Origin of the sequence: Asticcacaulis machinosus, assembly GCF_028550435.1 — a bacterium.
In the GTDB taxonomy this organism is placed as follows: domain Bacteria; phylum Pseudomonadota; class Alphaproteobacteria; order Caulobacterales; family Caulobacteraceae; genus Asticcacaulis; species Asticcacaulis machinosus.
Window position 1 is genome coordinate 176889 of sequence record NZ_JAQQKV010000003.1, and the last position, 22959, is coordinate 199847.

The window sequence follows — 22959 nt, forward strand, 5'->3', positions numbered from 1 at the left end:
AATGAAATCTGAGGATGTTTTCATTAATTGTCCGTTTTCGGATGACTATGATCAGCATTTCAAAGCCATAATCTTTACGGTCATCCGCAGTGGTTTCATCCCCAGATGTGCGCGTGAAGATGATGACGGGGGGGATGTTCGTTTTGAAAAGATTTGCCGGATCATTGCCGAAAGCAAATACGGCATTCATGATATTTCCAAGACTGAACTAGATGAAGCGTCGGGCTTGCCGCGCTTTAATATGCCGTTTGAACTGGGCCTGTTTCTGGGGGCTAAAAAATATGGCCCTGAGCAGGGGGCGAAAAAGGCGATCATCTTTGATCGCTCTGCCTATAGGTATCAGCAGTTCATTTCCGATATAGCCGGGCAGGATATTCACGCCCACGATGGTGATATCCGTAGGCTGATTATTGATATAGCGGCATGGCTGCGGCGGGCTTCGCGGCGCAAAACCGTACCCGGAGGTCAGGTTATCGCGGATGAGTTTGATAATTTTGCGCGTGACTTACCCATCATGATTGAGGCAAAGCAATTGTCTTTGGTGGATTTGACCTATGCCGATGATGTTGGCCTTATGACCGAATGGCTGGCACAGAAAAATCAATGACAGACTGGATTGCTTCGGGAAAAGTGCGGGCGCGGGAGACAGATGAGGGGATTGAAATCCTGATCGACGGCCTCACCACGCAGGGGCGCTATTATAAGCCGCTGGTCTATGAGTTTTTTCGTAAAGAGTGGAGAGGTGCGCGTCCGGCTTACGGTGACTACGGCGTAGAAATCCGCATGGAACACATTGGCGATCCGCCGTGGATGGACCTTGATAACCTCGCCAAGGCTTTGCTGGATGCCATCAAGGGCTTTGTGTTCCACGATGACAGCCAGGTCGCGCGGCTTCTGGTTGAACGTCATGAGGGCGAGCGCGAACAGATCCACATCAAGGTCTATGCCCTTAAACGCTAATCAGTTCTGAAGGGGGGAGATTATGACAAAAGAGTTCACGCTTGATGAGCACCTGACATTCTTCGGGGTGTTTACAAACTTACAGTCCGATGGTGCCTATAATTTGGATTTGAACCATTTTTACGGGATGTCGGATACGCTAAAGCGTAAGAGTATTAAGGCGACTATCCCTGATGTTTTTGAATTTGCCAATGACCTTTCGCAAGAGCGGCTATCGGCTATCGAACAGGCACTGGAAGCGCAGGGGCTGCCGACCGTTAAATGGATGATCGCGAAATATGGCAAAGGCCACGAGCGGATACTTAAACGCGGTGTAATCAGAACCGTTACCGAGGCCTATGTCATTCAGGGGGCGATTAATTCAGGTATGCTTAGCCCCGATGATGAGCACCGTGCCGATATGATGCTTCAGGTTTTTGAAGCCGGGTAAGTCGGCCAAAATGTATTTACCCGAAGGGTAAAACTTTTGGGCGAGGCCTTTTAGCTCCACCAGGTCAGAGCGCCCCACATGATGAGGATAAGGCTATACAGCGCCCAGAACGCCATCAGTGCCGTGTGGCCGATCTTTTGCGTCAGCGACCAGCCATCGGTATAGTACTGCGCGTCCTGCCACACCCAGAACATCAGGGCGAACTGTAGCGCGGTGCCAAGGGCGGCGAGGAAGGCCAGACCGGAGGCCATACGTACCATACCGCTCGGCCAGTTGATAAACAGGCTGGACGGATCGGAGCCCAGTCCGGCCCGCCAGTCGCTGAATGCCCAGATGGCCAAAAGCCACATAAACGCAATGCCATAGGATAACCACGCGGCGCGCGTCTGGGCCTCGGTCGGATTGTTCTGATGGTGCTGGCGCGTAAGGCCGACCAGCATAACAAGGCAACTGACCAGCACCAGCTTGGTAAAGCCGCCCAGGGTCTGGGGCTGATGCACCCAGCCGATGCGCTCATAGCGCGTCATATTTGATGAGGTCTCAAAGGCGAGGGCTCTGCCGCCTTCGGGTTTAAACGCCACGCGCAGACTGCCGGAATTCAGGCCGGTGCCGGAGTTGCCGCGATCTTCGGGCAGGAAAAAGCCGGACGTACCTGCGGGCACATAGGCGGCCATGCCGTCGCCGGACGACAGGATCATGCGGCCATTGGCATCAAAGGCGACATCGACCGTATTGATCAGACGGGTGATGGCCCCCTCAAGGCCGCTATAGGCGCGGCGGGTCGAGGCATACTGACCGGAAATGGCGTCATAATAGGCGCGGTGACTGCCGTAGCTCATGTCGCTGGCCGGGCGAAGCGGCGCGTGGGTGGGCGCATCCCCCTTGAGGTGAGCCAGAAGCAGGTCGGGATAGGCTTCGGTCAGAGCCTCTCCGGTCTGGGTGTTGGCGGCTACATATATGCCGATATCAAGTTCCGGCACCAGAATCATATTGGCATTGAACCACAGGGTCGCCCCGCCGTGGCCATAGGTCATGACGCCGGACGGATGCTCACGCATCACAAAGCCCGACGCCCAGCCGTTATAGCCCTTGGGGAGTTTCAGCAGCGGATTGCGGAAGGCATTGGCCGATGACGGGCCAAATATCTGCACGCCGTCCAGTTGGCCGTTGCCGAGCAGCAGCGCCATGTAGCGTGACATGTCGGCGGCGGTTGATGACCCGCCCAGCGCGCCGGACATGGCGATGCTGTGGTCAAAGGGCTCGGTCTGCCAGGTGGCGCCGTCCCACAAAAAGCCGCTCGATAAATTGGCGGCCAGATCGCGGCCCATCGGTGCGGGCAGCTCACTCAGAGAGGTGTCGGGGTTGTAGGGCTCACGCAGGGTAGTGTGGTTGAGCCCCAGCGGCTTAAAGATACGCGCTTCCATCAGACCGGGAACATCGCGCGCCTTTGAGGTTTGCACAGCCGTCATGGCCGCCAGCGCCGCCCCGAAATTGGAATAGCTGGAGAACTGACCGCGATCGCGCACCCGCATGGGCGTATGGCGGCGCAGATACGAATCGGTGCTTTGCAAGTGGGTGGGATCAAGGCTGAACAGATGCCCAAGACTTGTGTCCTCATAGCCGGTGGTGTGAGCCATCAGGTCGCGCATCCGCAAAGGCTCATAGCGGCGATCCTCACGGAAAATATCCGGCGGCAGGTAGTCGGCAATGGGCGCGTCAAGCTTGATGCGCCCGGCCTCAATTTCCTGGCGAGCCACGATCCAGGTAAAGGTCTTGGTGATCGATCCCAGACGAAACAGGCTGGTATAGCCGTTAGTGGCGCGGGCCGGGCTCAGGCGATCATAGCCGTAGCCCTTGATCAGCAGGGGCTTACCACCCTGTACGATCGCCACTGTGGTGCCGAGCACATGATCGCGCTTCATCAGGGCCGGAATAACGCTGTCGGTGAAGGCTTCGATATCGGCGGCACTGGCGGGTACGGCACTGGCAGGGGGCAGGTTTGGCGCGGGCGCTGTGACGGAGTTGGGGCGAGGTCTTTGGGGTGCCGGTTTCGCCGGTGCGGGCGCTGCCTGAACGGGTGAAGTCACCGGTGGGGCAAGGGGCGAGGGCGAGACTATAGCGGGAGGCGATGCGGTCTCGGATGGCGGCGCCGCGGCTGCCTGTAGGCCCATCAGGCCCAAAACCAGACCTGCCAGTGCACCGCACAGGCCGGGGGTTTTTGAAAGGCGGGGCAAAAAACCTGGGGGCATAGGCGCGGGCATCTGTAATTTTATCTTAGCTAAGTGGCTATTTTTTCCGGAACTGATCGAGGGAAACGACCTTCGGGCCAGCGTCTTCGGGTAGGGTGTCGGGCTTGTCGGTGTCCGCCATCGGCGTGATGCTGAGGTCCTGACTGAGATCGTCCTCATCCTCATCGCCTTCAACCACGTCGAATTCGAGAATGAACTGCACGCTGGGGTCATAAAAGCGGGTGATGGCGGTATAGGGCACCACCAAAACCTTGGGCGCGCCGCCAAAGCTTAAAGTCACTGTAAACAGGTTTTCCAGCACTTTAAGATCGCGGAACTGGTGTTGCAGGACGATGGTGATGTCATGCGGATACTTGGCCAGCAAATCGGCCGGTACCTGAACGCCCTCAAAACGGGTCAGGAAGGTGACATAGAAATGATGTTCGCCGGGCAGGCCTTCGGGCGTGGTCGCGCGTGTCAGCGCTGAGCGGATTACGCCTCTCAGGGCCGTCTGTGTCAGGTTTGCATAGTCCATATGGTCCATGCTGATCTGATCGTCGCTCATTCTTATGCCTTTACGGGTATGCCATGATCGGAAAACGCCGGATGAGCGGGACTCAATAGTCCGGCTCACGGTCTGTTTCGAGACTTAACACAGGCATGGATAAACAAAACAGCAAATTGGCGTGAGTTTGATAAAAATCCTCAAAAAAGTGTGGTCAGAAGCACAGCCCTTTAAAGGGCGGGCGCGTGTTTATGGTTTGCGGGGTGTTTTGAAATGGGCATCCATAAAGTCCATGAACCGGCCCCAGTCGCTCAAGGTCGTGCCATGCCGTCCGGGGCGCAGGAAATAGGCGATATCGGCGCTCAGGTTCGGCGTTTCGCGTGTGGTCTGGGTCAGACCCTTATGGCCGGATAGCTGATACACCGGCGTGGCCGCGATGGCCGCCTGCCAGGCCCCTTCGGGATCGGCCCATTGGTCATCCACGCCCGCCCCAAGCAACAGTGGGCGCGGCGCAATCAGGCCGATCAGTTCGTGCTGATCGACCGGCAACCGGTTTGGATCGTCGCCATAGCGGGCATAGTTGGGCGCAAACCAGTGCGGAAAGCCGCCGGTGATGTTGGAGACCTGCTCACCGACCGGACTGCGCGACAGGCTGGCCCCGCCGCGGCCGGATTGATGGGCGAACACCAGATCAATGCGTTTATCAAAGGCGGCCGCCGAGATGGCGGCCTTGCCATTGCGCGAATGGCCGTAAATGGCCTGACGTTTCGGGTCAAAGCGCGGGTCGGTTTCTAGAAAATCGATCACCTTTGAATAGCCCCAGCCCCACGCCGCGATTGCCCCCAGCCGCTCATTCGGCGGGGCGGTGGGGTTCAGCAGGTGCAGGGGGATGATGGCCGTGGCCTTATCGTCGATGACAATGTCTGCGGTTGAGAAACTGGCGACCGCATAGCCGCGCTTAAGTAAAGCCTCAACCGGTGGCGCGATCAGGTACGGATCGGGATCATCTGTTGCCGATGGCGGCATGTTCTTAAAGCGCGCGCAAAATTCCGGCAGACCACCGGCGGGCAGGCTTAGGCGATTATCTGAGAAGGTAGAGCCATTGCCGCAAAAGGCTGTGACGATTACGACCGGATGCGGACCGGGGGTTTTGGGGACAACATAGGCGACATGTAGTCGCACCTTGTGCGCATCCGAGGTCAAAACGGCCTCTTCCAGCCGCCCCAGACCGCCAAATGCAGCTTCATCGACCGTGGTTTTCGAGATCAGGTTGAGTGAGTTGGGCGTGGGCAGCCGGCCATAGACTTCGGTTTGAAATATGGATTTCAGCAGGGGCGCGCGCAGATTATGCCATTCATGATAGCTGCGGACTTCCGGCAGGCTTACGCCCTTATAAACCTTGGGGCCCAGCGCGGGCGGCAACTCGGACATATCCTGTGCGATCCCGCCTTTGGCCAGTGTCAGAGCCCCCAAAATGAGCAATGTTGCGTAATTTTTTTTCATTCTGGCTCCCCTGATGACCTTATTGTATTATATATTCAGTAAAAACAGTGCCTTAGTTCTGTCAGGTTTGGCGGGCTATGTAAATATAACCGAACGTTGTTATTTCAGGGGCGTCATTTGCGGTAACGGGTTGACTATCTGCGGTTGTGGAGGTTTTGAGAGTATCTCGCAGAAAATCTTTATTAACCATTTCAGGTTGAAAACGGCCTTGGTAATCCATGCTGTTTATAGGGGCTTTTGTATTGACCCACGCTGCCACCCAAACCACCCGCCAGCGTCTGGCATTCGCCCGTATCGAAGCCGCCGATATAGCTACCCTGAAACGGGTCTGGGTATTTATTGAGCCGCAGCTTGACCGGATTCTGGACGGCTTTTATCGCCATGTCCGCACCGATGAGGGGCTGGGGCGGATGATTGGTGACCGTGAGCCGGCGTTGAAGGCCGCGCAAAAACGCCACTGGCAGGGCCTGTTTAATTCCGGTTTTTCCGATGAGTATTTCCAAAGCTCTTACCGCATCGGCAATACCCACTACCGCATCGGGCTGGAGCCGCGCTGGTACATTGCCGCCTATCAGTATGTCACCGACGCTCTGGCTGAAATCATTGTCAACCATTATCGCTTCAACACCAAACAATCTGCCGCTGCTTTGGTGGCTGTCAATAAGGCGGTGTTCATTGATCTCGATATCGCCATTTCGACCTATCAGGACGCGGTGGTCGGTGAACTGAACCGCAAAAATACAGTCATCGAAACCGCGATTGGTGAGTTTGAAGTCCGGCTCGACGAGATACTGAAAAACGTCAACCGCAGCACAGATGATCTGGGCAATACCTCGCAGGTGCTCAACTCGGTCGTCACTGTCGCCCAGACCAGCTCCGAAAGCGTGGCCAGCATCGCGCAACGCTCCAGCATGGATGTGTCGTCGGTGGCATCGGCCTCTGAGGAGATGAGCAAGGCCATTCAGGAAATCGCCTCTCAGGTGCACGGCGCGTCCCACGGCATCCGCACGGTGGCTCAGATGGCCGGAACGTCATCTCAGGAGGTGGGGCAGCTATCGACCTCGGTGCTTAAAATCGGGGAAATCCTGCAACTGATTCAGGGTATTGCCTCCCAGACCAATCTGCTGGCGCTCAATGCGACCATTGAGGCCGCCCGCGCCGGTGATGCCGGTAAGGGCTTTGCGGTTGTGGCCACCGAAGTCAAGCAACTGGCCGATCAGACCGCGCGTGCGACGACCGAGATCGCCAAGCAGATTCAGGACATCCAGCAATCGACGGGTAAGGCGGTTGAGTCCATTGGCCGGATCGTCGAGTCCATCGGCGATGTCGAAGCCACCGCCACCGCCATTGCCGCGGCTATGGAAGAGCAATCGACGGCGACCAACGAAATCACCGCCAGCATCCACAGCGTCTCAAATGGTGCGGCGGAGCTATCCGGCAATGTCGAATCGCTCAACTCCGCTGTGGGCGATACCGGCGAAGCCACGGCCAAGGTCGATCAGGCGACGCGTATGCTCAATGAGCAGTCCGAAGACCTGAGCCGCTATGTCGACGGCTTCTTCAAGACCCTGCGGGCAGGCTAGATTTTGAGGGAGTGACAGGCTTCTGTTGCCAGGCGCCTGAAGTTTTAGTGAAGAAGTGAGGGGTTTCTGTTGCCAGGCACCCCTCGGGCCCCGCCTGAGGGGCGACCCCTCAGGAGTTTAGGTCGGAATTACCGGCACCGCATTACGCAGCGACAGCAACATCCTGTGCAAAGTTATCGTTTGCAGTTACAATAAGGCCGATCGCGGAGGCCCACACCGAGAGAAAGCCACGTCTTTACACGCTTGTCGATCCTGATCGGCCCCATGTTTCCAGATGATAACGTCTGAAGTTTTGGTGGAGCCGCCGGGAATTGCACCCGGGTCCAAATCGCTTATTACACGCACGTTTATCCCCATAGTCAGCCGAAACTGACCCTTCATATATAGGGGCATTTGTGATGCAGGGAAAGATGCAGCACAAAAAACATGTGTGCCAAAAAATATGTATGCCGCCGGACACGCAGAATTTCTACACAATCAGTATAGTTTAATTCCTATTGTCGGGATTGGGTTTATATCCTATCAAATCAGTAATGATTAATGCCGCTGACCGTAAGAGGTGCGGACTTTGAAGGGACAACCCATATGTTTGCACATCGATGTTGCCAGTCACCGCTTAAACTTTAGTGCGGCCTGAACTGTTCTGACGGTTCAGTCGTTTTCCTGCATATTTTCAGAAGGCTCAACGCCCGCGTCTGTTGCGGCGGCCGAAGCCGTCTGCCCGAAAGGTAATCACTCATGAGTCAGACACACGCTGTTGATGAGCGTTTAAGCGATGCTGAACGCCATATTTTACAATACATACAAGAAATCAAATATGGATCGGTCGAAATACTGATCCACGATTCTCGCATCGTTCAGATCGAGCGCAGCGAAAAGTTACGCTTTGACGTCAAGCGCCCTGCGGGCACCTGAAACTACCCGCCGCGATCTTGAAAGCGGCCATTCCTGATACCGCCCACCGGACAGCCGGAGGCATGTGTACCGCCATCATCACCGCCGTCTCTGATCGGCCTGAAGGTGATCGCGGCGTAAACTGACTAATTCGTACCTGACATCAGGTATTTCTCAACACATGATCCAAAAATGGGGCTGTTAATATGAAATCTTTGTTCAATACAGGCGCGACCGTGCGCCGATCCTCCTCTTACCTGGCCGGTAGTCTGGTAAGCGCTCTGGCCCTGACGGCCGGCCTGTCGCTTCTGGCGTTTGCGCCGGCAAATGCGGCGGATAGCGATGTGGCTGATGCCGAAATTGCTGACGATGCCCCTGACGCCGCCTCCGGGCGTGGCGTTACCGAAGTCACCGTCACGGCCCGCCGCCGTTCGGAAAACCTTCAGGACGTACCTCTGGCCATTTCGTCGGTCAGCGGTGAGCAACTGGAAGCGACCGGCGTTTATAATGTCGATCAGTTGTCGCGGGTGCAGCCGTCGATCCAGCTCATCACCACCAACCCCCGCAATACCGCCACCACCATCCGGGGCTTAGGCTCGACCATCGGGCTGACCAATGACGGCCTTGAGCCCGGCGTCGGCATCTATGTCGACGAAGTCTATTACGCCCGTCCGGGCTCGGCCGTGGTCGACCTGATCGACATTGAGCGCGTCGAAGTGCTGCGCGGCCCGCAAGGCACCCTGTTCGGCAAAAACACGACCGCTGGTGCGCTCAATATCACCACACGCGCGCCCAGCTTTAAGCCGGAAGGCCGCATTGAACTGTCGGCCGGCGACTATGGCTTCCTGCAGGGTAAGGCCAGCCTGTCCGGCCCGCTGATTGACGGCAAACTGGCCGGACGTATCGCCTTTGGCGTCACCCAGCGCGACGGCCTGTTCAAGAACGTGACGACCAAGTCGTTGCAGAATGATCTCGACAGTCAGGTCGTGCGCGCCCAGTTGCTGTATACGCCTAATGACGATATCAGCGTGCGCTTAAGCTACGATTACGCCTTCCAGAATCCGGAAGCCAATACCCAGACCTTCGTACGCTATGGCCCTACTTTACGCGCCGCCAACCGTCAGTTCCCGTTCCTGGCGGGGCAAGCCGGTTATGCGCCGCCGTCGACCAACCCTTATGACCGTCTGGTCGATGTCAATTCGCCCATTCAGGCCAAGCAGATCATCAACGGCCTGTCAGGCACGGTGAACTGGGATCTGGGCAACACCACCCTGACCTCGATCACCGCCTGGCGTCACTGGGACTGGACGCCGCAGAACGACCGCGATTACACGGCGCTGGCCATCCGCACGGTCTCTAATAACCCGTCGGTGCAGGAGCAGTTCAGTCAGGAAGTGCGGCTGGCCTCCAATGGTGAGCAGAACATCGACTGGGTGGTCGGCCTCTATTACTTCGATCAGAACGTCGAAACCAATGGCCGCGAAGGCTGGGGAGCGAATGCCGCGCGCTGGCTAATCAATTCGACCGTGCCGGCCAATCTGCTGGATGGTTATCTGCAAACCAACAATGTCCAGTCCAACACCAAATCTTATGCGGGTTTTGGCCAATTGACATGGAAGGTCACCGATCGCCTGCGCATCACGCCGGGCCTGCGTTTTACCTCTGAAGAAAAGGACGCCACTTTTGACCAGAAGGTCACCGGCGGCCTTGCCACCACTGATCCGACACTGATTAATGCCAAGCTCGGTATTGCCCGTGATCAGTTCTATCAGGCCGAAGTCTCCGACGACAGCCTGTCGGGGCAAATCAATGCGGCCTATGACGTGACGCCGGACTTCCTCGCCTATGTCAACGTCTCACGCGGCTATAAGTCCGGCGGTATCAATGCGGCGGGTATCCCGACGGCGGCCGACGGTTCGCCGTCTCTGGTCAGCGCGGTGATCAAGCCCGAAGAGGTCACCAATCTTGAGGTCGGCTTCAAGTCGCAGTATTTTGATAAGCGGGTCACATTGAACGCCGTCGCCTTTTCTACCGACATCAATGACTATCAGGCCAATGTCGTCGATTCCGGCCCGGGCGCTTTGCGTGGCTATCTGGCCAATATCGAAAAGGTTGAAGTGCGCGGCGTCGAAGTCGACGGGCGCTGGTTCGCCACCGATAACCTGTCGCTGTTTGGTAGTTTAAGCTACACCGACGCCATCTATGCCTCGTTCAAAAACGCGCCCGCACCGCTGGAACTGCAATCATCCAGCACGTCGATTACCGACCTGTCGGGTAAGGAACTGCCGGGCGTGTCCAAGTGGGCCGGGTCTCTGAACGCCGAATACACCTGGCCGCAGGTCATCGGCGCGCTGACCGGCGATGCCTACCTCAGCGGCGATGTCTCTTACCGCTCAAAGTGGAATTCGGACTCTTCGGTCTCGAAATATGCTGAGATCGAGGAATCGACGGTTGTCAATCTGCGGCTGGGTTACCGGTCGTCGGGCGGCACCGAAGCCTTCCTGTGGATCAAGAACGCCTTTGATGAGGAATATCTCCAGTTCACCACCATTCAGGCTGGGAACTCAGGGGCTATCTACGGCCAGCCGGGCGATCCGCGTACGCTGGGCGTGACCATCCGCCGGACGTTCTAACGCGTTCCCTCTCCCCGCGTGCGGGGAGAGGGTTAGGGTGAGGGGCAAAAAAGGGTGAGGGCGGGCTGCAATTGTGTCATGTACACCGTGTAAGGGGTTTGCCCCTCATCCGGTTTCCGATAAAATCGAAAACCACCTTCTCCCCGTGAAACGGGGAGAAGGAAATCAAAACGGTGAAAACCGTTCCATAATGGCCTGAGACGCTGGAGCGCCCTGCATGCGGGTGATGTCGCCTCGACCACCATAGGAAATGCGCGCTTCGGCCAATTGGGTGTGCTTGATGGTGTTCGCGGAGGAAATATCTTCGGGGCGGACAATGCCCGCGACGGTCAGTTCGCGCACTTCACGGTTGGTGCGCACTTCCTGACGGCCCTGAATGATCAGATTGCCGTTCGGCATGACACCCGAAACCACCGCCGCAATCGTCAGTGACACTTTCTCAGAGCGATTGACTGTGCCGGTGCCATTGGACGTGGTCGAGCCCTGCGAGCTTAAGGCATTGGCCGGATCGTAGCCGTTAGGCAAAATCTTCCCCAGAGAGGACTCCAGCCCGAAGAAGTTGCCGACCCCGGCCGAATATTCGTTGTTGCGCGAACGGGCGGTGGTGTTCTGGGTCTGGGCGGAATCGTTGATATCGATGCTGACGGTCAGGATATCGCCGACATTACGGGCGCGCTGATCATTGAAGAAGGTGCGCGCGCCGGCTCGCCACAGACTGTTGGAGGAGGCGGCGGGGCGCTCACCCTGCGGCACCATGACCATCTGTTGTTGCGGCACCAGAGCCGCCGGATAGCCGATGGGGGCCAGTTCGGGGCCCTTGACCGCTTCGGTGACGGTCGAGCAGGCGGTGAGCGATGCACCGACAAGCGTGACAACAGCTAAGGCTTTGAGATTACGCATGATAATAACCTATCTGGCGGAATAATATTGCGGGTTAGACGCACGCATTTGAAGGGCGGCGGGGCCAGCGGCGGCCGTGCCTGGGCCGGTTATCACCGCATCGACGGTCTTTTTCGAGGTCGGATTGAGCACCTGAATAACATCACCGGCAGCGCCATCTTTTTGGGCGAGGCCGGTCATCGACAGGTTGATGCCGCCGACCGTCCAGACAACCTTCACCGATTGAGATTTCTTGACGACGACAGGATTGGACAGGTCGCCCGCCCGCACCACAGCCCCTTCACGCAAAGGATAGCGGGCGGACTTGCCGATAATATCCTGCGGCGAGACGTTAGCGCCGGCCAGATGAGCCTGAACCGGTTGGTAGGCGATGTCGGAGGGCTGCACCACATCGCCGGTATTGAGGGAGCGGGTAAATGTCAGGGCTTCGGCCATCTTGCCTGCGGGGGCTTTGGCGGCGCTGCGCACAACCTGCGGCGCGGGCGCGGAACTATCAGCTCCCTGAGCGACGATAATCCGGCGCAAACCCTTGGGGTTGGTCCAGTAATAGCCGTTCTGGCGGGCAATCGCCTGCACCTGAGCCGCATCCAGAACCGCCGTGGCGCCTGAGCGCACGCCAAGCACCACATCGGAGGCCCCATCAGCATAGTCAAAGACATCGCCGAGGGTAATGCGTCCGTCACTGTCGCTTGGGGCGGCCTTGAGCACCAGCATATTGTCGGCCATCGCCAGGGTGGGAGCGGCGGCAAAGGCAAGGTATAACAATAGCTTACGCATGATCGGTTATCCCTATGACCTGAGCTGACCGGCAACCGACAGCATTTCATCGGCAGTGGTGATGACCTTGGAGTTCATTTCATAGGCGCGCTGAGCCACGATCAGCGAGGTAATTTCCGATACGGCATCGACATTGGAGGCTTCGATATAGCCCTGCAGCAAGGTGCCATAACCGACATCGCCCGGCGTCGAGATATTGGGCGCACCCGACGCGCCGCTCTCCAGAAACAGATTGTCGCCCATCGCCTCAAGACCGGCTTCGTTGAAAAAGGTAGCGATTTCAAGCTGGCCAATGATGGTGGGGGCGGTCACCCCGTCCTGCACGACCTGCACCTGACCGGTCTTGGAGACGGCGACGTCGCGCACCCCTTGCGGCACTGTGATGGCGGGCTGCACCAGATAGCCGTCGTCGGTGACCAGTTGGCCCTGATCATTGACGGCAAAATTCCCGGCGCGGGTGTAGGCGGTTTCCCCCGACGGCATCAGGATCTGGAAATAGCCCTTGCCCTCGATAGCCAGATCATAGGTGCCCTCGGTCCGGGTCGGCGCACCTTGCGTCATGATGCGGTAGGTCGCGCCCGCCTTTACGCCGTTACCGATCTGGATGCCGGTGGGGACGACCGTGCCGGTTTCCGACGACTGCGCGCCCATGCGCTCGACGTTCTGGTACAAAAGGTCCTGAAACTCGGCGCGCTGTTTCTTGAAGCCGACGGTATTCATGTTGGCGATGTTGTGCGAGATGACTTCGACGTTCATCTGCTGGGCGGACATGCCGGTGGTGGCGGTTCTTAAGGCTCGCATACTAAGCAACCTTTCCTAATCTCTCGACCGCCGTGCGGTTAAGTTCTTGATTTTGATCTATTAATCGCGCCAGTGAGGCGTAAGAGCGGTTGATTTCAACCAGCTTGGTGATTTCCATCACCGAATTGACGTTGGACGATTCCAGCATCCCCTGACGCACGACGGACTCGGTCGTGGGGGTGGCGGCCTGCGGATTGTTCAGGCGGTAGCTGGTGTCACCGGCTTTCTCTAAGTCGCTTAAGGTGGCAATGCGCACGATACCGATCTTACCGACGCGCAAAGCCCCATCAGGTGTGCGCTGGGAGACAATACCGTCCGCGGAGATCGACGGTTCGCCATATTGCGGATCAAGCCGGATTTCAGCGCCGCCTTCACCCTGCACCGACAGGCCGTTTTGCGTGACCAGAATGCCTTGCGGGTTCACGCTAAAGGCGCCGTTGCGGGTATAGAGTGTGCCATCGGCACCGTTAATCGCAAAGAAGGTGTTGTCGCCGTCCAGCGCCAGATCATAGGGTGAGCCGGTGCGGGTCAGGGTGCCTTGCGAAAAGTCACGGCCCACGCCCTTATCATAGGCGAAATTGGCGGGGGTACGGATCGGATCGTTAAAGGCCGGGCGGCCGGGCTCGGTCTCGACCAGCAACTGCTCGAACTTATAGCCATTGGTGTTCATGTTGGCGATGTTGTTCGCCGTGATGTCCAGTTCGCGCCGCAGCGTCAGTTGACGGGACAGGGCGATATAGCTCGCATTATCCATTTATGACGCTCCTTCGATCCCGTTGTTAAAATGCCGTTAACCATAATGGCCGGACGGTTTCTTAATCGTCTGCAATCGCCGTGCCAAACATGGTTAACGGCGTAAACATTGCTCTAAAACCTTTAAAATCTATGCTTTTGCGGTGGGTTATGGATTCGTATCGCGAATCTGCTCATGGTCGGAGGCGGGTTTGTGTGCGGCAAAAAATGCCGTGCGTAGGGCCGTCATCCAAACGGATCGTTAACCATGTTTGGTCATGATCGGTTTACGAGGGTTAAGGTAAGGTTTGTTAATCAATCCGCAACCGCCCCTTGATGAGTGTTTTGTGCGCGGGTCGGATTGGGATTTAAGGCAAGTATGGCCAAGGGTAAGGATAAAAAGCCAAAAGACGCAGACGCGCCGCCGGTTGATGGCGAAGCCGCAGCGGACGGCGAAGGTGCGCCCAAGAAAAAAGGCCCGCCGATACTGATTATTGCGATTGCGGCGGGCGTTTTGCTGCTCGGTGGTGGCGGAGCGGCTGCCTATTTCCTTTTGCTGGCGCCGAAGCCTGCGGCCGAGGCCGGTGAGCACGGCAAAGAGGCCGAGGATGGCCACGGCAAAAAAGAAGAAAAAAAAGATGACGGCCACGGCAAGAAGAAGGAAGAAAAAGGCGGTCACGGCGGCGGCGCTGAGGCCGAGGTCGATCCGTCAAAGCAGCCGGTGATTGCCGAAGGGCCAAACGGCGTTACCTATTACACCTTGCCGCCATTGTTATCCAATATTCAGTCGGCAGATGGGCGGGCGTCATACCTCAAACTCAAGCTGACGTTTGAGTGCGCCGATCATGAAACCGTTGAGGCTTTGGGGCCTAACATGCCGCGCATTCAGGATGTGCTTCAGTCCTTCCTGCGTGAGCTGCGCCCCGAAGACATGGCCGGATCGCAGGGTAATTACCAGTTGCGTCTGGAGATTCTGCGACGGGTCAATCTGGTTATGGCCCCGCATAAGGTCAATGCCGTGCTGATCGAAGAGATGCTGATCACATGATGAAGTTGTTTTACGCGCATCTTGATCCCAAAACCGCGTCACACTTTTGGGGATGCGCTGCTTTGTGGCGCGCATCTTCATCCGAAAACCGCTTCACACTTTTCGGGATGCGCTAGATGACGGGTGAAGTCGATCAGGAAGCCATGATGGCCCAGTGGGAGGCCGAACTGGCCGCCGAGGCGGAAGCCGCGACGGGTGGTGGCGGTGGCGCCGGGGGCAATGGCAACGATCTGGCGGCCGAGTGGGAAGCTATGGTCGGCGGTGGCGCAGGTGGCGGCGACCGGATGAATGTGCCGGCGGGCGCCGAGCGCATCCTTAATCAGGATGAAATCGACAGCCTGCTGGGCTTTGACCTGTCGGATGAGGATTATAACGAGCGCTCCGGCATCCGGGCGATCATCAATTCGGCGATGGTGTCCTATGAGCGCCTGCCGATGCTGGAGATCGTCTTCGACCGTCTGGTGCGGTTGATGACGACCTCTTTGCGCAACTTTACGTCCGATAACGTCGAAGTCTCGCTGGATAATATTTCGTCGATCCGGTTTGGCGACTATCTCAACTCGATTCCGCTACCCGCGATTCTGGCGGTATTCCGGGCTGAGGAGCTTGATAATTACGGCCTGCTGACGGTCGATTCCAATCTGATCTATTCGATCGTGGATGTGCTGCTGGGCGGGCGGCGCGGCACGGCGGCCCTGCGCATCGAAGGCCGGCCCTATACCACGATCGAGCGCGTGCTGGTGCAAAGGATGGTCGAGGTCATTCTGGCCGACGCCAAGGCGGCGTTTGAGCCCCTGACGCCGGTGAATTTCAATCTCGATCGCCTTGAGACCAATCCGCGCTTTGCCGCCATTGCGCGTCCGGCCAATGCGGCGATCCTTGTCAAGCTGCGCATCGACATGGAAGATCGCGGCGGGCGGGTTGAGCTGTTGCTGCCCTATGCCACCTTGGAACCGATCCGTAAGATGCTGTTGCAGCAGTTCATGGGCGAAAAATTTGGCCGCGATAACATCTGGGAAAGCCACCTGGCGACGGAGTTGTGGACGACCCAGATGGAGGTGCGCGCTGTGTTGGATGAGCAGCAGGTGCCGCTCAGCAAGGTGCTGAACCTCAAGGTCGGGGAGACCCTGATGCTCAATGCCAATGCCGAATCGCCGGTGCAGCTACGCTGCGGCACCATTCCGCTGACTCATGGTCACATGGGACGCAAGGGCCACAATATCGCCGTGCGGGTCGATGCCCCGCTCGCCACCTCCACCAAGCGTCGCCTGACGCAGATCAACAAGAAGAAGTAGAGGTTTAACCCATGTCCTATGCGGGCATTGTCATGGATGTCGTCCTGATGGCGCTGCTGATTGCGGCGCTGTTGTTTGGCGTGCGTCTGGACAAGCGCCTCAAAGGTTTGCGGGCGGCCCATGACAGCTTTGCCCGCGCCGTGGCCGACCTCGATCAGGCGGCCCTGAAGGCGCATTCGGCGCTGCGGGAGCTTCATGCCGGAACCGATGAATCGCAGGAATTGCTGCACGGGCGTATTCTGGCGGCGCGTGACCTGCTGACCAGGCTGGAAACCCAGATCGCGCGCGCCGAAAAGGCCGAGCGTGATATCGGGCGCCAGATTGAGTCGGTCAAAGACTTTAAACCGGAGGTAAGGCCAGAGCCGAAGCTGCGCAGTGCACCGCTGGTGGCGATACGGCCAGAGGTTCAGCCGGAGCCGCCGCCCTCTGTGCCGGAGCCGGAAATGCCGGTTGCGAGATCTGCTGATAACCGCCGTTTCGGTGCCTTGCGCGCCGAGCGGCCTTCTCCGTTTAAGGGGGCTCCGTTTAAGGGGGCTCCGTTTAAGAAAGCCGCCAAAGAGCGTCCGGACGACGACGAGGTGCCGCACATCTCCGAAAACGTGCTGGCGTCACTGAATAACATGCTGCGGTCCTTTGAAGTGCCTAAACCAGATGAGAGACGCCGCGATGATGATTTGTTCGATGCCCCGCCAGAGGTAGATTCTGAGCCGCCGCTGGATCTGCCATCGCGCCGCCGTCGTCAAACGTTTGAATAGTGAGATTTGAGTAGTTATGGCTAATCTGCCCCGTTTCTTACCGCTTGTGTTCGTCGCCATTGGCGGCGTTCTGGCCATGAAGGCGGTATCGTCTGTCGATTCCGTGCCGGACATGCTGAAATCGGCGCGGGCGGCCTTTGCCGAAGAGGCGGCCCCCGCACAGAAGGCCCCCGCCAAACCGGCGGCCAAAACCGCCGAAGCCCAAACGGCTGGAACCAAGGCCGATGGCGGTACGGAGGGGGCCCAAGCTGAAAATGCCCAAGCTACCAATGCCATGAGCGTGATGGATATAGCCACCCCGGCGGCAACCGTTGCACCCGCGCCGGTGTGTGCAACCTCGATCAATGATCTGGCCAAACAGGCCGGTATGTCGCCGTCTGAGCTTCAGGTGCTGCAATCGCTGGGCACCCGCCGCACCCAACTGGATGCCCGCGAAAAGCAGATTGCCTCACAGGAAGCGCTCATTCAGGCGGCGGATGCCAAGCTTGACGGCCGCATCAAGCAGATGGAAGCCCTGAAAGGCCAGATTCAGGCCCTGCTCGATCAGGCCAACAAGGGCGCCGATGACGACACCGCCCGCATGATCAAGGTCTATGAGGCTATGAAGCCCAAGGATGCCGCCCGTGTGCTGGAAACCATGCGCGATGATGTCCGTCTGCCGATCGCCGCCAAGATGAAGGAGCGTAATCTTGCGGCCGTACTGGCCCAGATGACGCCGACCGGCGCCAAGGAACTGACCGAAAAACTGGCCATGCGCATGAAACAAAGTGAAGACATTCAATCAAAGCTTAACCAGATGGCCGCTAAACCGGCCACACCACCGCAAACTACCGCCCGAAAGTAACGCTTAAAGGTGCTGACCAAAATGACCCGCGCCCTCTTGTCCGGCTCACTGTTCGAAGTGAGTAGCACGGATAAAGACAATGTTGAGACCGACGCAGGCAAATCTGCGACTGTCTCCTTGCGCGCGGCGCTCAAAACTACCGCGGCGGTGGTGTTTCTGTCAGGATTTGGCGTGACCTCGATCGCGCTGGCCACCCCGGCGGTCAAGCAGGGTATCGCCAGTGCTATCGCCTCACGCGCGCAGATCGACATTCGCGTGGGCCGTAACGACAGCGCCGGACGGATCGAAATCTATGGCTCGACCGGATCAAAAGCGTCTGTCCGCCGCGAAAAAGGTCAGGTGATCGTGCGTCTGCCCGGTAATTTGCGGCCAGATATCGGTGACCTGAGCGCCAATCCGCCCGAAGGCATATCGGCGGTCAGTATCCGCCAGGACAGTCGCGCCACTGAATTATTGATGACGCTCAAGGACGGGGTTGAGACCCATTTCGGGCGCGCTGACGGGGCGGTATTCGTGCAGATTGACTTGCCCAAACCGGAAACTCCCGCGGCGCGCGGCGATATTACCGTCACCCTGCAGGAGTTGAGCCGCACCAACAAGGCCGCGTCCGCTGCTTCGGTTCAGGTCAAGGCCACGGCCATTGACGGCGGCATAGACCTAAGCTTTCCGTTTGCAACCCCTGTCGGGGCCTCGGTTTTCCGGCGCGGGGAATCGGTGTGGGTCGTCTTCGATCAGGAGGTTGACCTAAACCTGCCGGCTTCACTCAAAGGCGGTGCAGTGGTGACCAGCGCGGCCTATGCCCGCAATGACGGCTTTACGGCCTTGCGCCTGACCGCCCCTGCCGGTGCCGTCACCGCGAAGGTAGAAAACGGCCTGTGGACCGTGCGGGTCGGCGGGCGTCCGGTCGATGCCGGTCAGGTCAGTGAGGTCAGTGTGGCGCGCGATGATACCACAGGCGCGTCGGCTTTGGCGGTCAATATGGCGGGGGCCAGCCGTGTGGCCTGGATACGCGATCCGGCCATTGGCGACCGCATGGCGGTGGTGACGGCGCGCGGGCCGGTCAAGCGGCTGATGTCGGAGCGCACCACCCCGCAGGCCGCTTTGGGGGCCACGTCCCACGGTCTGGTGATTGAGCGCATGACGCCGGATATCACGGTCGATGTCTCCGGCGATATCGTCACGGTCAGCCGCCCCAATGGCCTTGCCCTGTCGGCTCCGGCGCAATGGGCGCGCGAAGATGTGGCGGCGCGCACGCTGGAATATAAACCGGCGGCCTTTCCGGCGCTGATGGATGAGGAAAACTGGTCAAAGCTGCCGACCAGTGGCCCCATGTCAGGGTTTCTGGGCCGTTACAACCAGCTTCAGCAACAGGCGGCGGACGAGGCCGACAAAGGCATCGGCGCCACGACCGGTGCGCGGTTGTCACTGGCAAGGTTTCTGGTGGGCCAAGGCCTGAACTATGAGGCCATTGGCGTGCTGGATATGCTGGCCAGGCAAACGCCGGCGAGCTTAAGTGATGCGCAGTTCCGGGGCCTTCGGGCTATGGCCAAGATCATGGCGGGCCGTTATCGCGACGCTAAGGCTGATCTCGATTCCACGCCGCTGATCAATGATCCGGCGGCTGATCTGTGGCGCGGCTATGTCGCGGTTCAGGACGGGCACTTTGCGGATGCCCGCCAAAGCTTTAAATCCGGAGCCGGGGCGCTGGATGTGTTTCCGCCGATCTGGCGCACGCGCTTTGCGGCGGCTAATGCGACGGCGGCCTATCAGATGAACGATCTGGCGGCGGCCAAGGATTTGATCACCTATGCCGTGTCACAGGGGGCCCCTCCGCTGGAAACCCTTGAGGCGCAACTGGTGCAGGCCCAGATTTTTGAAGGCATGGGCGATAAGACCCGTGCGCTGAAGATGTATAATGCCATTGCCCGCGCGCCCTTGGGGCGGGTGGCAATGCCCGCACAACTGCGGGCGGCGCGGCTTAATCTGAGCTTAGGCAAATCAAAGCCCGATGAAACCCTTGAGGCGCTGAATGGCCTGCGCTACCGCTGGCGCGGTGACGATACCGAACTGGAGCTGATTTCCTCGATCGGGGATATCTATCTGGGGCAGGGCCGCTACCGGCAGGCGCTGGACGTGATGAAAACCGGCGGCAAACAATTCGGCAGCAGCCCTGATGCGGTTCAGATTCAAAATAAGCTCAGCACGGCCTTCCGCGGGCTGTTCCTTGAGGGGCAGGCCGATGGCCTTCAGCCGGTTGAGGCCCTGGGCCTGTTCTATGATTTCCGTGACCTGACGCCGGTGGGGGCCGATGGTGACGATATGGTGCGCCGTCTGGCGCGGCGCCTGATGGACGTTGATCTGCTCGATCAGTCTGCGGATTTGCTGCAATATCAGATTGATAACCGCCTGCAAGGTGTTGCCAAATCGTCGGTCGCGGCCGATGTCGCAGCCATCCAGTTGATGAACCGTCAGCCGGAAAAAGCGCTTCAGGCCCTGTGGAAGACCCGCACCTCCCTGCTGCCGAAACCCGTTATGGCGGAACGCCGTATCCTTGAGGCGCGCGCACTTACTGAACTGGGGCGCACCGATCACGCGCTTGAGGTTCTGGGGACGGATAACTCCGGTGAGGCTATGGATATCCGTGCCGATATTTTCTGGCGCGATAAGGACTGGGCTAAGGCCGGGGCTATACTGGAAAAGCGGCTTGGCGACCGCTGGAAGCGGGACGGGGCTTTGAGCCTTGAGGACGAGTCGCGCCTGATCCGGGCGGGGGTGGCCTATAGTCTGGTGTCGGATCAGCGCGCTTTGAGCCGTCTGGCCGATCGTTTCGGCAAGTTTGCCGAAGGCGCGCAATCGCCCGAAGCTGTGCATGTGGCGCTGGCCGGTATGGACAACGGCCCGATCAACGCGCAGGATTTCGCACTGGCCGCCTCAAAGGCCGACAGTTTTACCGGCTGGGTCGCGGGCATGAAAAAACGCCTGCGGGATAAGGCATCTCAGCCGTTACCGGGGGCGGGCACTCAGCGTACCGCCGCTAATGAGGCTGCCAAAGCGCCTCAGGCCTGATAGGGTTGCGCGCAGCGCTCAGGTGGTTTGTCGTATTTTTTGTCAGGGAGAGGGTTGTTTTATGAACGTTTTCAATATGCCTAAAGGTGGTGGCTCCGGTGCGGGCGGGCCGCGTAAGGTCAATATGAATATCGTCCTGATCGGGGCGGCGGCGGTGCTGGCGCTGGTGGGGCTGGCTTCGTGCGGGCAGACCATTCAACCCGGTAATGTCGGGGTGAAAATCAGAACCCTTGGGCCTAATGCCGGTGTTGATGCTGTGCCGTTGAATTCCGGTTGGCACATCAATTTGCCCGGCGAACGTATTGTTGAGTTCCCCGCCATTCAGCGCACCTATACCTACACCCGGGAATCCGATGAGCGCGGACCGGAAAATGAGGAGGTCAGCTTCTCTGATAACAATGCCTTGCCGATGACGGCGGATGTGCAGTTGGTTATGCGCATTGACCGTGCCAAGGCTCCGGCGCTTTATACCCGCTATCGCCTGACGTTCGATCAGTTGTTCGAGGGGCCGATCCGCAACGATGTCCGCTCAGCCATTGCGGCGGAAACCGAACTGGTCAGTGTGGAGTTCCTCTATCGCGGTGGCCGTCAGCAGGTCATTCAAAAGGCTCTGGCCCGCGTCAACCGCAAATGGGAACCGCAAGGCGTGAACATCAGCCAGCTCGACTGGATCGGCACCATCCGTTATCCGCAGGTGATCCTCGATTCTATTCAGGCCAAGACCAAGGCTGATGCCGACGCGTCTGCCGCCCAGGCTCAGGTCGCCGTCGCCAAGGCCCAGGCTGATGCCAAGATCGAAGAAGCCCGCGGTCAGGCCGAGGCCAACCGCCTGATCGCGCAGTCTATTGCCGCCAGCCCCAGTGTTGTGCAACTGCGCGCCATCGAAAAGTGGGACGGCAAGCTGCCGCAGGTGACCGGATCGGCCACGCCGTTCATAAACCTGAAAAACGCCGAATAGACTGCGGTTTATCGCAAGATGAGAGGGAGGGCTTATGGCCCTCCCTTTTTTTGCACCTTAAGGGTGGCTTGTGCCAGCCCGCGTCATAGGATACCGTTTGCACCTATAGCGGGAGGGAACCATGAAACTGTCGATCGATTTTGCCTTTGCAGGCTTTGAGATTATCAAGAAAAATCCGGTGGCGGTGTTGCTGTGGGGCGTCGTCTATACGGTGGTCAGTCTGGTCGCGACGGTGCTTATGGTCCTGATGGGCGGGACATCGCTGGCGGCTTTGCAAAGCTATGAACAGTCACCGCCCGCAGATCCCACCGCCGTCTTCGGGCAATTGGCGGCCATTCTGCCGTCGGCCCTGCTGGCGGGGCTTATCGGTCTTGTGGTCTCAGCCGTCATTCAGTGCGCCGTCTACCGAACGGTGTTGCAGCCCTCCGCGAAGGGCTTTGGCTATATGCAACTGGGCAGCCACGAACTACGTCAGGTCATTGCGACCATCCTGTGGTATCTGGCGTTTTTCCTGTTCTATATTCTATTTCTGGTCGCCGCTATGATTCCTCTGGTGCTCGCCAGTTTGGTAACGCGGGCCAACGGTGTGCTGGGCGGTATCCTGATCTTTATCGTCGCCGTCGCCGCTGTGGTGGCATTTATCTATATCCTCAGCCGCTGGTCGCTGGCGCTGGTGCAAAGTTTCGATGAGCGCAAAATCAATCTGCTGGGCAGCTTCAAACTGACCAAGGGCAGCGGCTGGACCCTGCTGGGCGGCTATGTCCTGCTAACCATTGTGGTGATCATGATTGCGGCGGTGGTGTTCGGGGTTTTGTTCGGCGTGGCGATGGGCATGGGTATCGGCTTTTCCGAAGCCGCCAGTCAGATCATGCAGCCGGATATGTCGTCGCTTACGGCCTTGTTTACCGGCATTTATGGTATTCAGATCGTCATCAGCGGCCTGCTGTCCGGCATAGGTTATGCGCTGTTCTACGGCGCCACGACCGCCGCCTATCAGGCCTTAAGCACCAAGGGTACCAATGCGGCGGACGCGTTTTAGAGGCGATG

Annotated in this window: 20 protein-coding genes and 1 other RNA gene; 13 read left to right on the plus strand and 8 right to left on the minus strand. The window is 58.5% G+C overall.

The features are described from left to right. Nucleotide 1: 1 nt before the first annotated feature. Genes PQU98_RS14355 through PQU98_RS14365 form a run of 3 tightly spaced genes read left to right on the plus strand, consistent with a single transcriptional unit; the run spans nucleotide 2 to nucleotide 1390 of the window. Nucleotides 2–607, plus strand: a complete 606-nt coding sequence (locus PQU98_RS14355) for a hypothetical protein (protein ID WP_272745647.1) — start codon at nucleotides 2–4, stop codon at nucleotides 605–607. Then, entirely contained in the window at nucleotides 604–960 is a 357-nt protein-coding gene (locus tag PQU98_RS14360) for a RusA family crossover junction endodeoxyribonuclease (RefSeq protein ID WP_272745648.1), read from the plus strand. Before PQU98_RS14355 ends, PQU98_RS14360 begins: the two co-directional genes overlap by 4 nt. 22 nt (nucleotides 961–982) lie before the next feature. Next, complete coding sequence (locus PQU98_RS14365) at nucleotides 983–1390, plus strand: hypothetical protein (RefSeq protein ID WP_272745649.1); 408 nt, start codon at nucleotides 983–985, stop codon at nucleotides 1388–1390. A 50-nt stretch (nucleotides 1391–1440) separates the two neighbouring features. Here PQU98_RS14365 and PQU98_RS14370 read toward each other — a convergent pair whose 3' ends face one another. From PQU98_RS14370 to PQU98_RS14380, 3 genes are all read right to left on the minus strand, one after another. Next, on the minus strand, nucleotides 1441–3639 hold the full coding sequence (locus PQU98_RS14370; RefSeq protein ID WP_272745650.1) for a serine hydrolase domain-containing protein: 2199 nt from the start codon (nucleotides 3637–3639) through the stop codon (nucleotides 1441–1443). A 37-nt stretch (nucleotides 3640–3676) separates the two neighbouring features. Then, complete coding sequence (locus PQU98_RS14375; RefSeq protein ID WP_272745651.1) at nucleotides 3677–4183, minus strand: SspB family protein; 507 nt, start codon at nucleotides 4181–4183, stop codon at nucleotides 3677–3679. Nucleotides 4184–4372: 189 nt separating this feature from the next. Next, entirely contained in the window at nucleotides 4373–5626 is a 1254-nt protein-coding gene (locus PQU98_RS14380) for an alpha/beta hydrolase family protein (RefSeq protein WP_272745652.1), read from the minus strand. Between the two features lie 242 nt (nucleotides 5627–5868). Here PQU98_RS14380 and PQU98_RS14385 point away from each other — a divergent pair, with 242 nt between their 5' ends. Beyond that, the gene (locus tag PQU98_RS14385) at nucleotides 5869–7209 is read left to right on the plus strand and encodes a globin-coupled sensor protein (protein ID WP_272745653.1); all 1341 of its coding nucleotides are present in this window, start codon (nucleotides 5869–5871) and stop codon (nucleotides 7207–7209) included. A 54-nt stretch (nucleotides 7210–7263) separates the two neighbouring features. Here the strand turns inward: PQU98_RS14385 and ssrA are convergent. After that, nucleotides 7264–7622: a transfer-messenger RNA gene (gene ssrA, locus PQU98_RS14390) on the minus strand. 325 nt (nucleotides 7623–7947) lie between these two features. On the opposite strand from ssrA, the gene PQU98_RS14395 reads away from it, so the two are divergent. Next, a complete protein-coding gene (locus PQU98_RS14395; RefSeq protein WP_272745654.1) occupies nucleotides 7948–8124 on the plus strand; it encodes a YezD family protein in 177 nt (58 codons plus the stop codon). A 185-nt stretch (nucleotides 8125–8309) separates the two neighbouring features. Next, nucleotides 8310–10736, plus strand: a complete 2427-nt coding sequence (locus PQU98_RS14400) for a TonB-dependent receptor (RefSeq protein ID WP_272745655.1) — start codon at nucleotides 8310–8312, stop codon at nucleotides 10734–10736. 165 nt (nucleotides 10737–10901) lie between these two features. Here PQU98_RS14400 and flgH read toward each other — a convergent pair whose 3' ends face one another. Genes flgH through flgF form a run of 4 tightly spaced genes read right to left on the minus strand, consistent with a single transcriptional unit; the run spans nucleotide 10902 to nucleotide 13968 of the window. Continuing rightward, a complete protein-coding gene (flgH, locus tag PQU98_RS14405) occupies nucleotides 10902–11636 on the minus strand; it encodes a flagellar basal body L-ring protein FlgH (RefSeq protein WP_272745656.1) in 735 nt (244 codons plus the stop codon). Nucleotides 11637–11645: 9 nt separating this feature from the next. After that, complete coding sequence (flgA, locus tag PQU98_RS14410; RefSeq protein WP_272745657.1) at nucleotides 11646–12413, minus strand: flagellar basal body P-ring formation chaperone FlgA; 768 nt, start codon at nucleotides 12411–12413, stop codon at nucleotides 11646–11648. A 12-nt stretch (nucleotides 12414–12425) separates the two neighbouring features. Next, nucleotides 12426–13214: a flagellar basal-body rod protein FlgG gene (flgG, locus tag PQU98_RS14415; protein ID WP_272745658.1), complete on the minus strand. Its 789-nt coding sequence runs from the start codon at nucleotides 13212–13214 to the stop codon at nucleotides 12426–12428. Nucleotide 13215: 1 nt separating this feature from the next. Further along, the gene (gene flgF, locus PQU98_RS14420; protein ID WP_272745659.1) at nucleotides 13216–13968 is read right to left on the minus strand and encodes a flagellar basal-body rod protein FlgF; all 753 of its coding nucleotides are present in this window, start codon (nucleotides 13966–13968) and stop codon (nucleotides 13216–13218) included. Between the two features lie 357 nt (nucleotides 13969–14325). On the opposite strand from flgF, the gene PQU98_RS14425 reads away from it, so the two are divergent. The 7 genes from PQU98_RS14425 (at nucleotide 14326) to PQU98_RS14455 (ending at nucleotide 22951) form a co-directional block, all read left to right on the plus strand. After that, nucleotides 14326–14994, plus strand: coding sequence for a flagellar basal body-associated FliL family protein (locus tag PQU98_RS14425; protein ID WP_272745660.1), 669 nt, complete (start codon nucleotides 14326–14328; stop codon nucleotides 14992–14994). A gap of 116 nt (nucleotides 14995–15110) precedes the next feature. Next, nucleotides 15111–16289, plus strand: a complete 1179-nt coding sequence (gene fliM / locus PQU98_RS14430; RefSeq protein ID WP_272745661.1) for a flagellar motor switch protein FliM — start codon at nucleotides 15111–15113, stop codon at nucleotides 16287–16289. An 11-nt stretch (nucleotides 16290–16300) separates the two neighbouring features. Next, nucleotides 16301–17044, plus strand: a complete 744-nt coding sequence (locus tag PQU98_RS14435; protein ID WP_272745662.1) for a DUF6468 domain-containing protein — start codon at nucleotides 16301–16303, stop codon at nucleotides 17042–17044. 16 nt (nucleotides 17045–17060) lie between these two features. After that, a complete protein-coding gene (locus PQU98_RS14440) occupies nucleotides 17061–17888 on the plus strand; it encodes a MotE family protein (protein ID WP_272745663.1) in 828 nt (275 codons plus the stop codon). A gap of 21 nt (nucleotides 17889–17909) precedes the next feature. Continuing rightward, nucleotides 17910–20954, plus strand: a complete 3045-nt coding sequence (locus PQU98_RS14445; RefSeq protein WP_272745664.1) for a tetratricopeptide repeat protein — start codon at nucleotides 17910–17912, stop codon at nucleotides 20952–20954. Between the two features lie 61 nt (nucleotides 20955–21015). After that, the gene (locus tag PQU98_RS14450; RefSeq protein ID WP_272745665.1) at nucleotides 21016–21912 is read left to right on the plus strand and encodes an SPFH domain-containing protein; all 897 of its coding nucleotides are present in this window, start codon (nucleotides 21016–21018) and stop codon (nucleotides 21910–21912) included. Nucleotides 21913–22033: 121 nt separating this feature from the next. Next, on the plus strand, nucleotides 22034–22951 hold the full coding sequence (locus PQU98_RS14455; RefSeq protein ID WP_272745666.1) for a hypothetical protein: 918 nt from the start codon (nucleotides 22034–22036) through the stop codon (nucleotides 22949–22951). The last annotated feature ends 8 nt before the right edge of the window (nucleotides 22952–22959 follow it).

Bases quoted from the DNA above. Each gene is read 5' to 3' on its own strand.
- PQU98_RS14355 (WP_272745647.1), top strand. From the start codon at position 2: ATGAAATCTGAGGATGTTTTCATTAATTGTCCGTTTTCGGATGACTAT.
- PQU98_RS14360 (WP_272745648.1), top strand. From the start codon at position 604: ATGACAGACTGGATTGCTTCGGGAAAAGTGCGGGCGCGGGAGACAGAT.
- PQU98_RS14365 (WP_272745649.1), top strand. From the start codon at position 983: ATGACAAAAGAGTTCACGCTTGATGAGCACCTGACATTCTTCGGGGTG.
- PQU98_RS14370 (WP_272745650.1), bottom strand. From the start codon at position 3,639: ATGCCCCCAGGTTTTTTGCCCCGCCTTTCAAAAACCCCCGGCCTGTGC.
- PQU98_RS14375 (WP_272745651.1), bottom strand. From the start codon at position 4,183: ATGAGCGACGATCAGATCAGCATGGACCATATGGACTATGCAAACCTG.
- PQU98_RS14380 (WP_272745652.1), bottom strand. From the start codon at position 5,626: ATGAAAAAAAATTACGCAACATTGCTCATTTTGGGGGCTCTGACACTG.
- PQU98_RS14395 (WP_272745654.1), top strand. From the start codon at position 7,948: ATGAGTCAGACACACGCTGTTGATGAGCGTTTAAGCGATGCTGAACGC.
- PQU98_RS14400 (WP_272745655.1), top strand. From the start codon at position 8,310: ATGAAATCTTTGTTCAATACAGGCGCGACCGTGCGCCGATCCTCCTCT.
- flgH (WP_272745656.1), bottom strand. From the start codon at position 11,636: ATGCGTAATCTCAAAGCCTTAGCTGTTGTCACGCTTGTCGGTGCATCG.
- flgA (WP_272745657.1), bottom strand. From the start codon at position 12,413: ATGCGTAAGCTATTGTTATACCTTGCCTTTGCCGCCGCTCCCACCCTG.
- flgG (WP_272745658.1), bottom strand. From the start codon at position 13,214: ATGCGAGCCTTAAGAACCGCCACCACCGGCATGTCCGCCCAGCAGATG.
- flgF (WP_272745659.1), bottom strand. From the start codon at position 13,968: ATGGATAATGCGAGCTATATCGCCCTGTCCCGTCAACTGACGCTGCGG.
- PQU98_RS14425 (WP_272745660.1), top strand. From the start codon at position 14,326: ATGGCCAAGGGTAAGGATAAAAAGCCAAAAGACGCAGACGCGCCGCCG.
- fliM (WP_272745661.1), top strand. From the start codon at position 15,111: ATGACGGGTGAAGTCGATCAGGAAGCCATGATGGCCCAGTGGGAGGCC.
- PQU98_RS14435 (WP_272745662.1), top strand. From the start codon at position 16,301: ATGTCCTATGCGGGCATTGTCATGGATGTCGTCCTGATGGCGCTGCTG.
- PQU98_RS14440 (WP_272745663.1), top strand. From the start codon at position 17,061: ATGGCTAATCTGCCCCGTTTCTTACCGCTTGTGTTCGTCGCCATTGGC.
- PQU98_RS14445 (WP_272745664.1), top strand. From the start codon at position 17,910: ATGACCCGCGCCCTCTTGTCCGGCTCACTGTTCGAAGTGAGTAGCACG.
- PQU98_RS14450 (WP_272745665.1), top strand. From the start codon at position 21,016: ATGAACGTTTTCAATATGCCTAAAGGTGGTGGCTCCGGTGCGGGCGGG.
- PQU98_RS14455 (WP_272745666.1), top strand. From the start codon at position 22,034: ATGAAACTGTCGATCGATTTTGCCTTTGCAGGCTTTGAGATTATCAAG.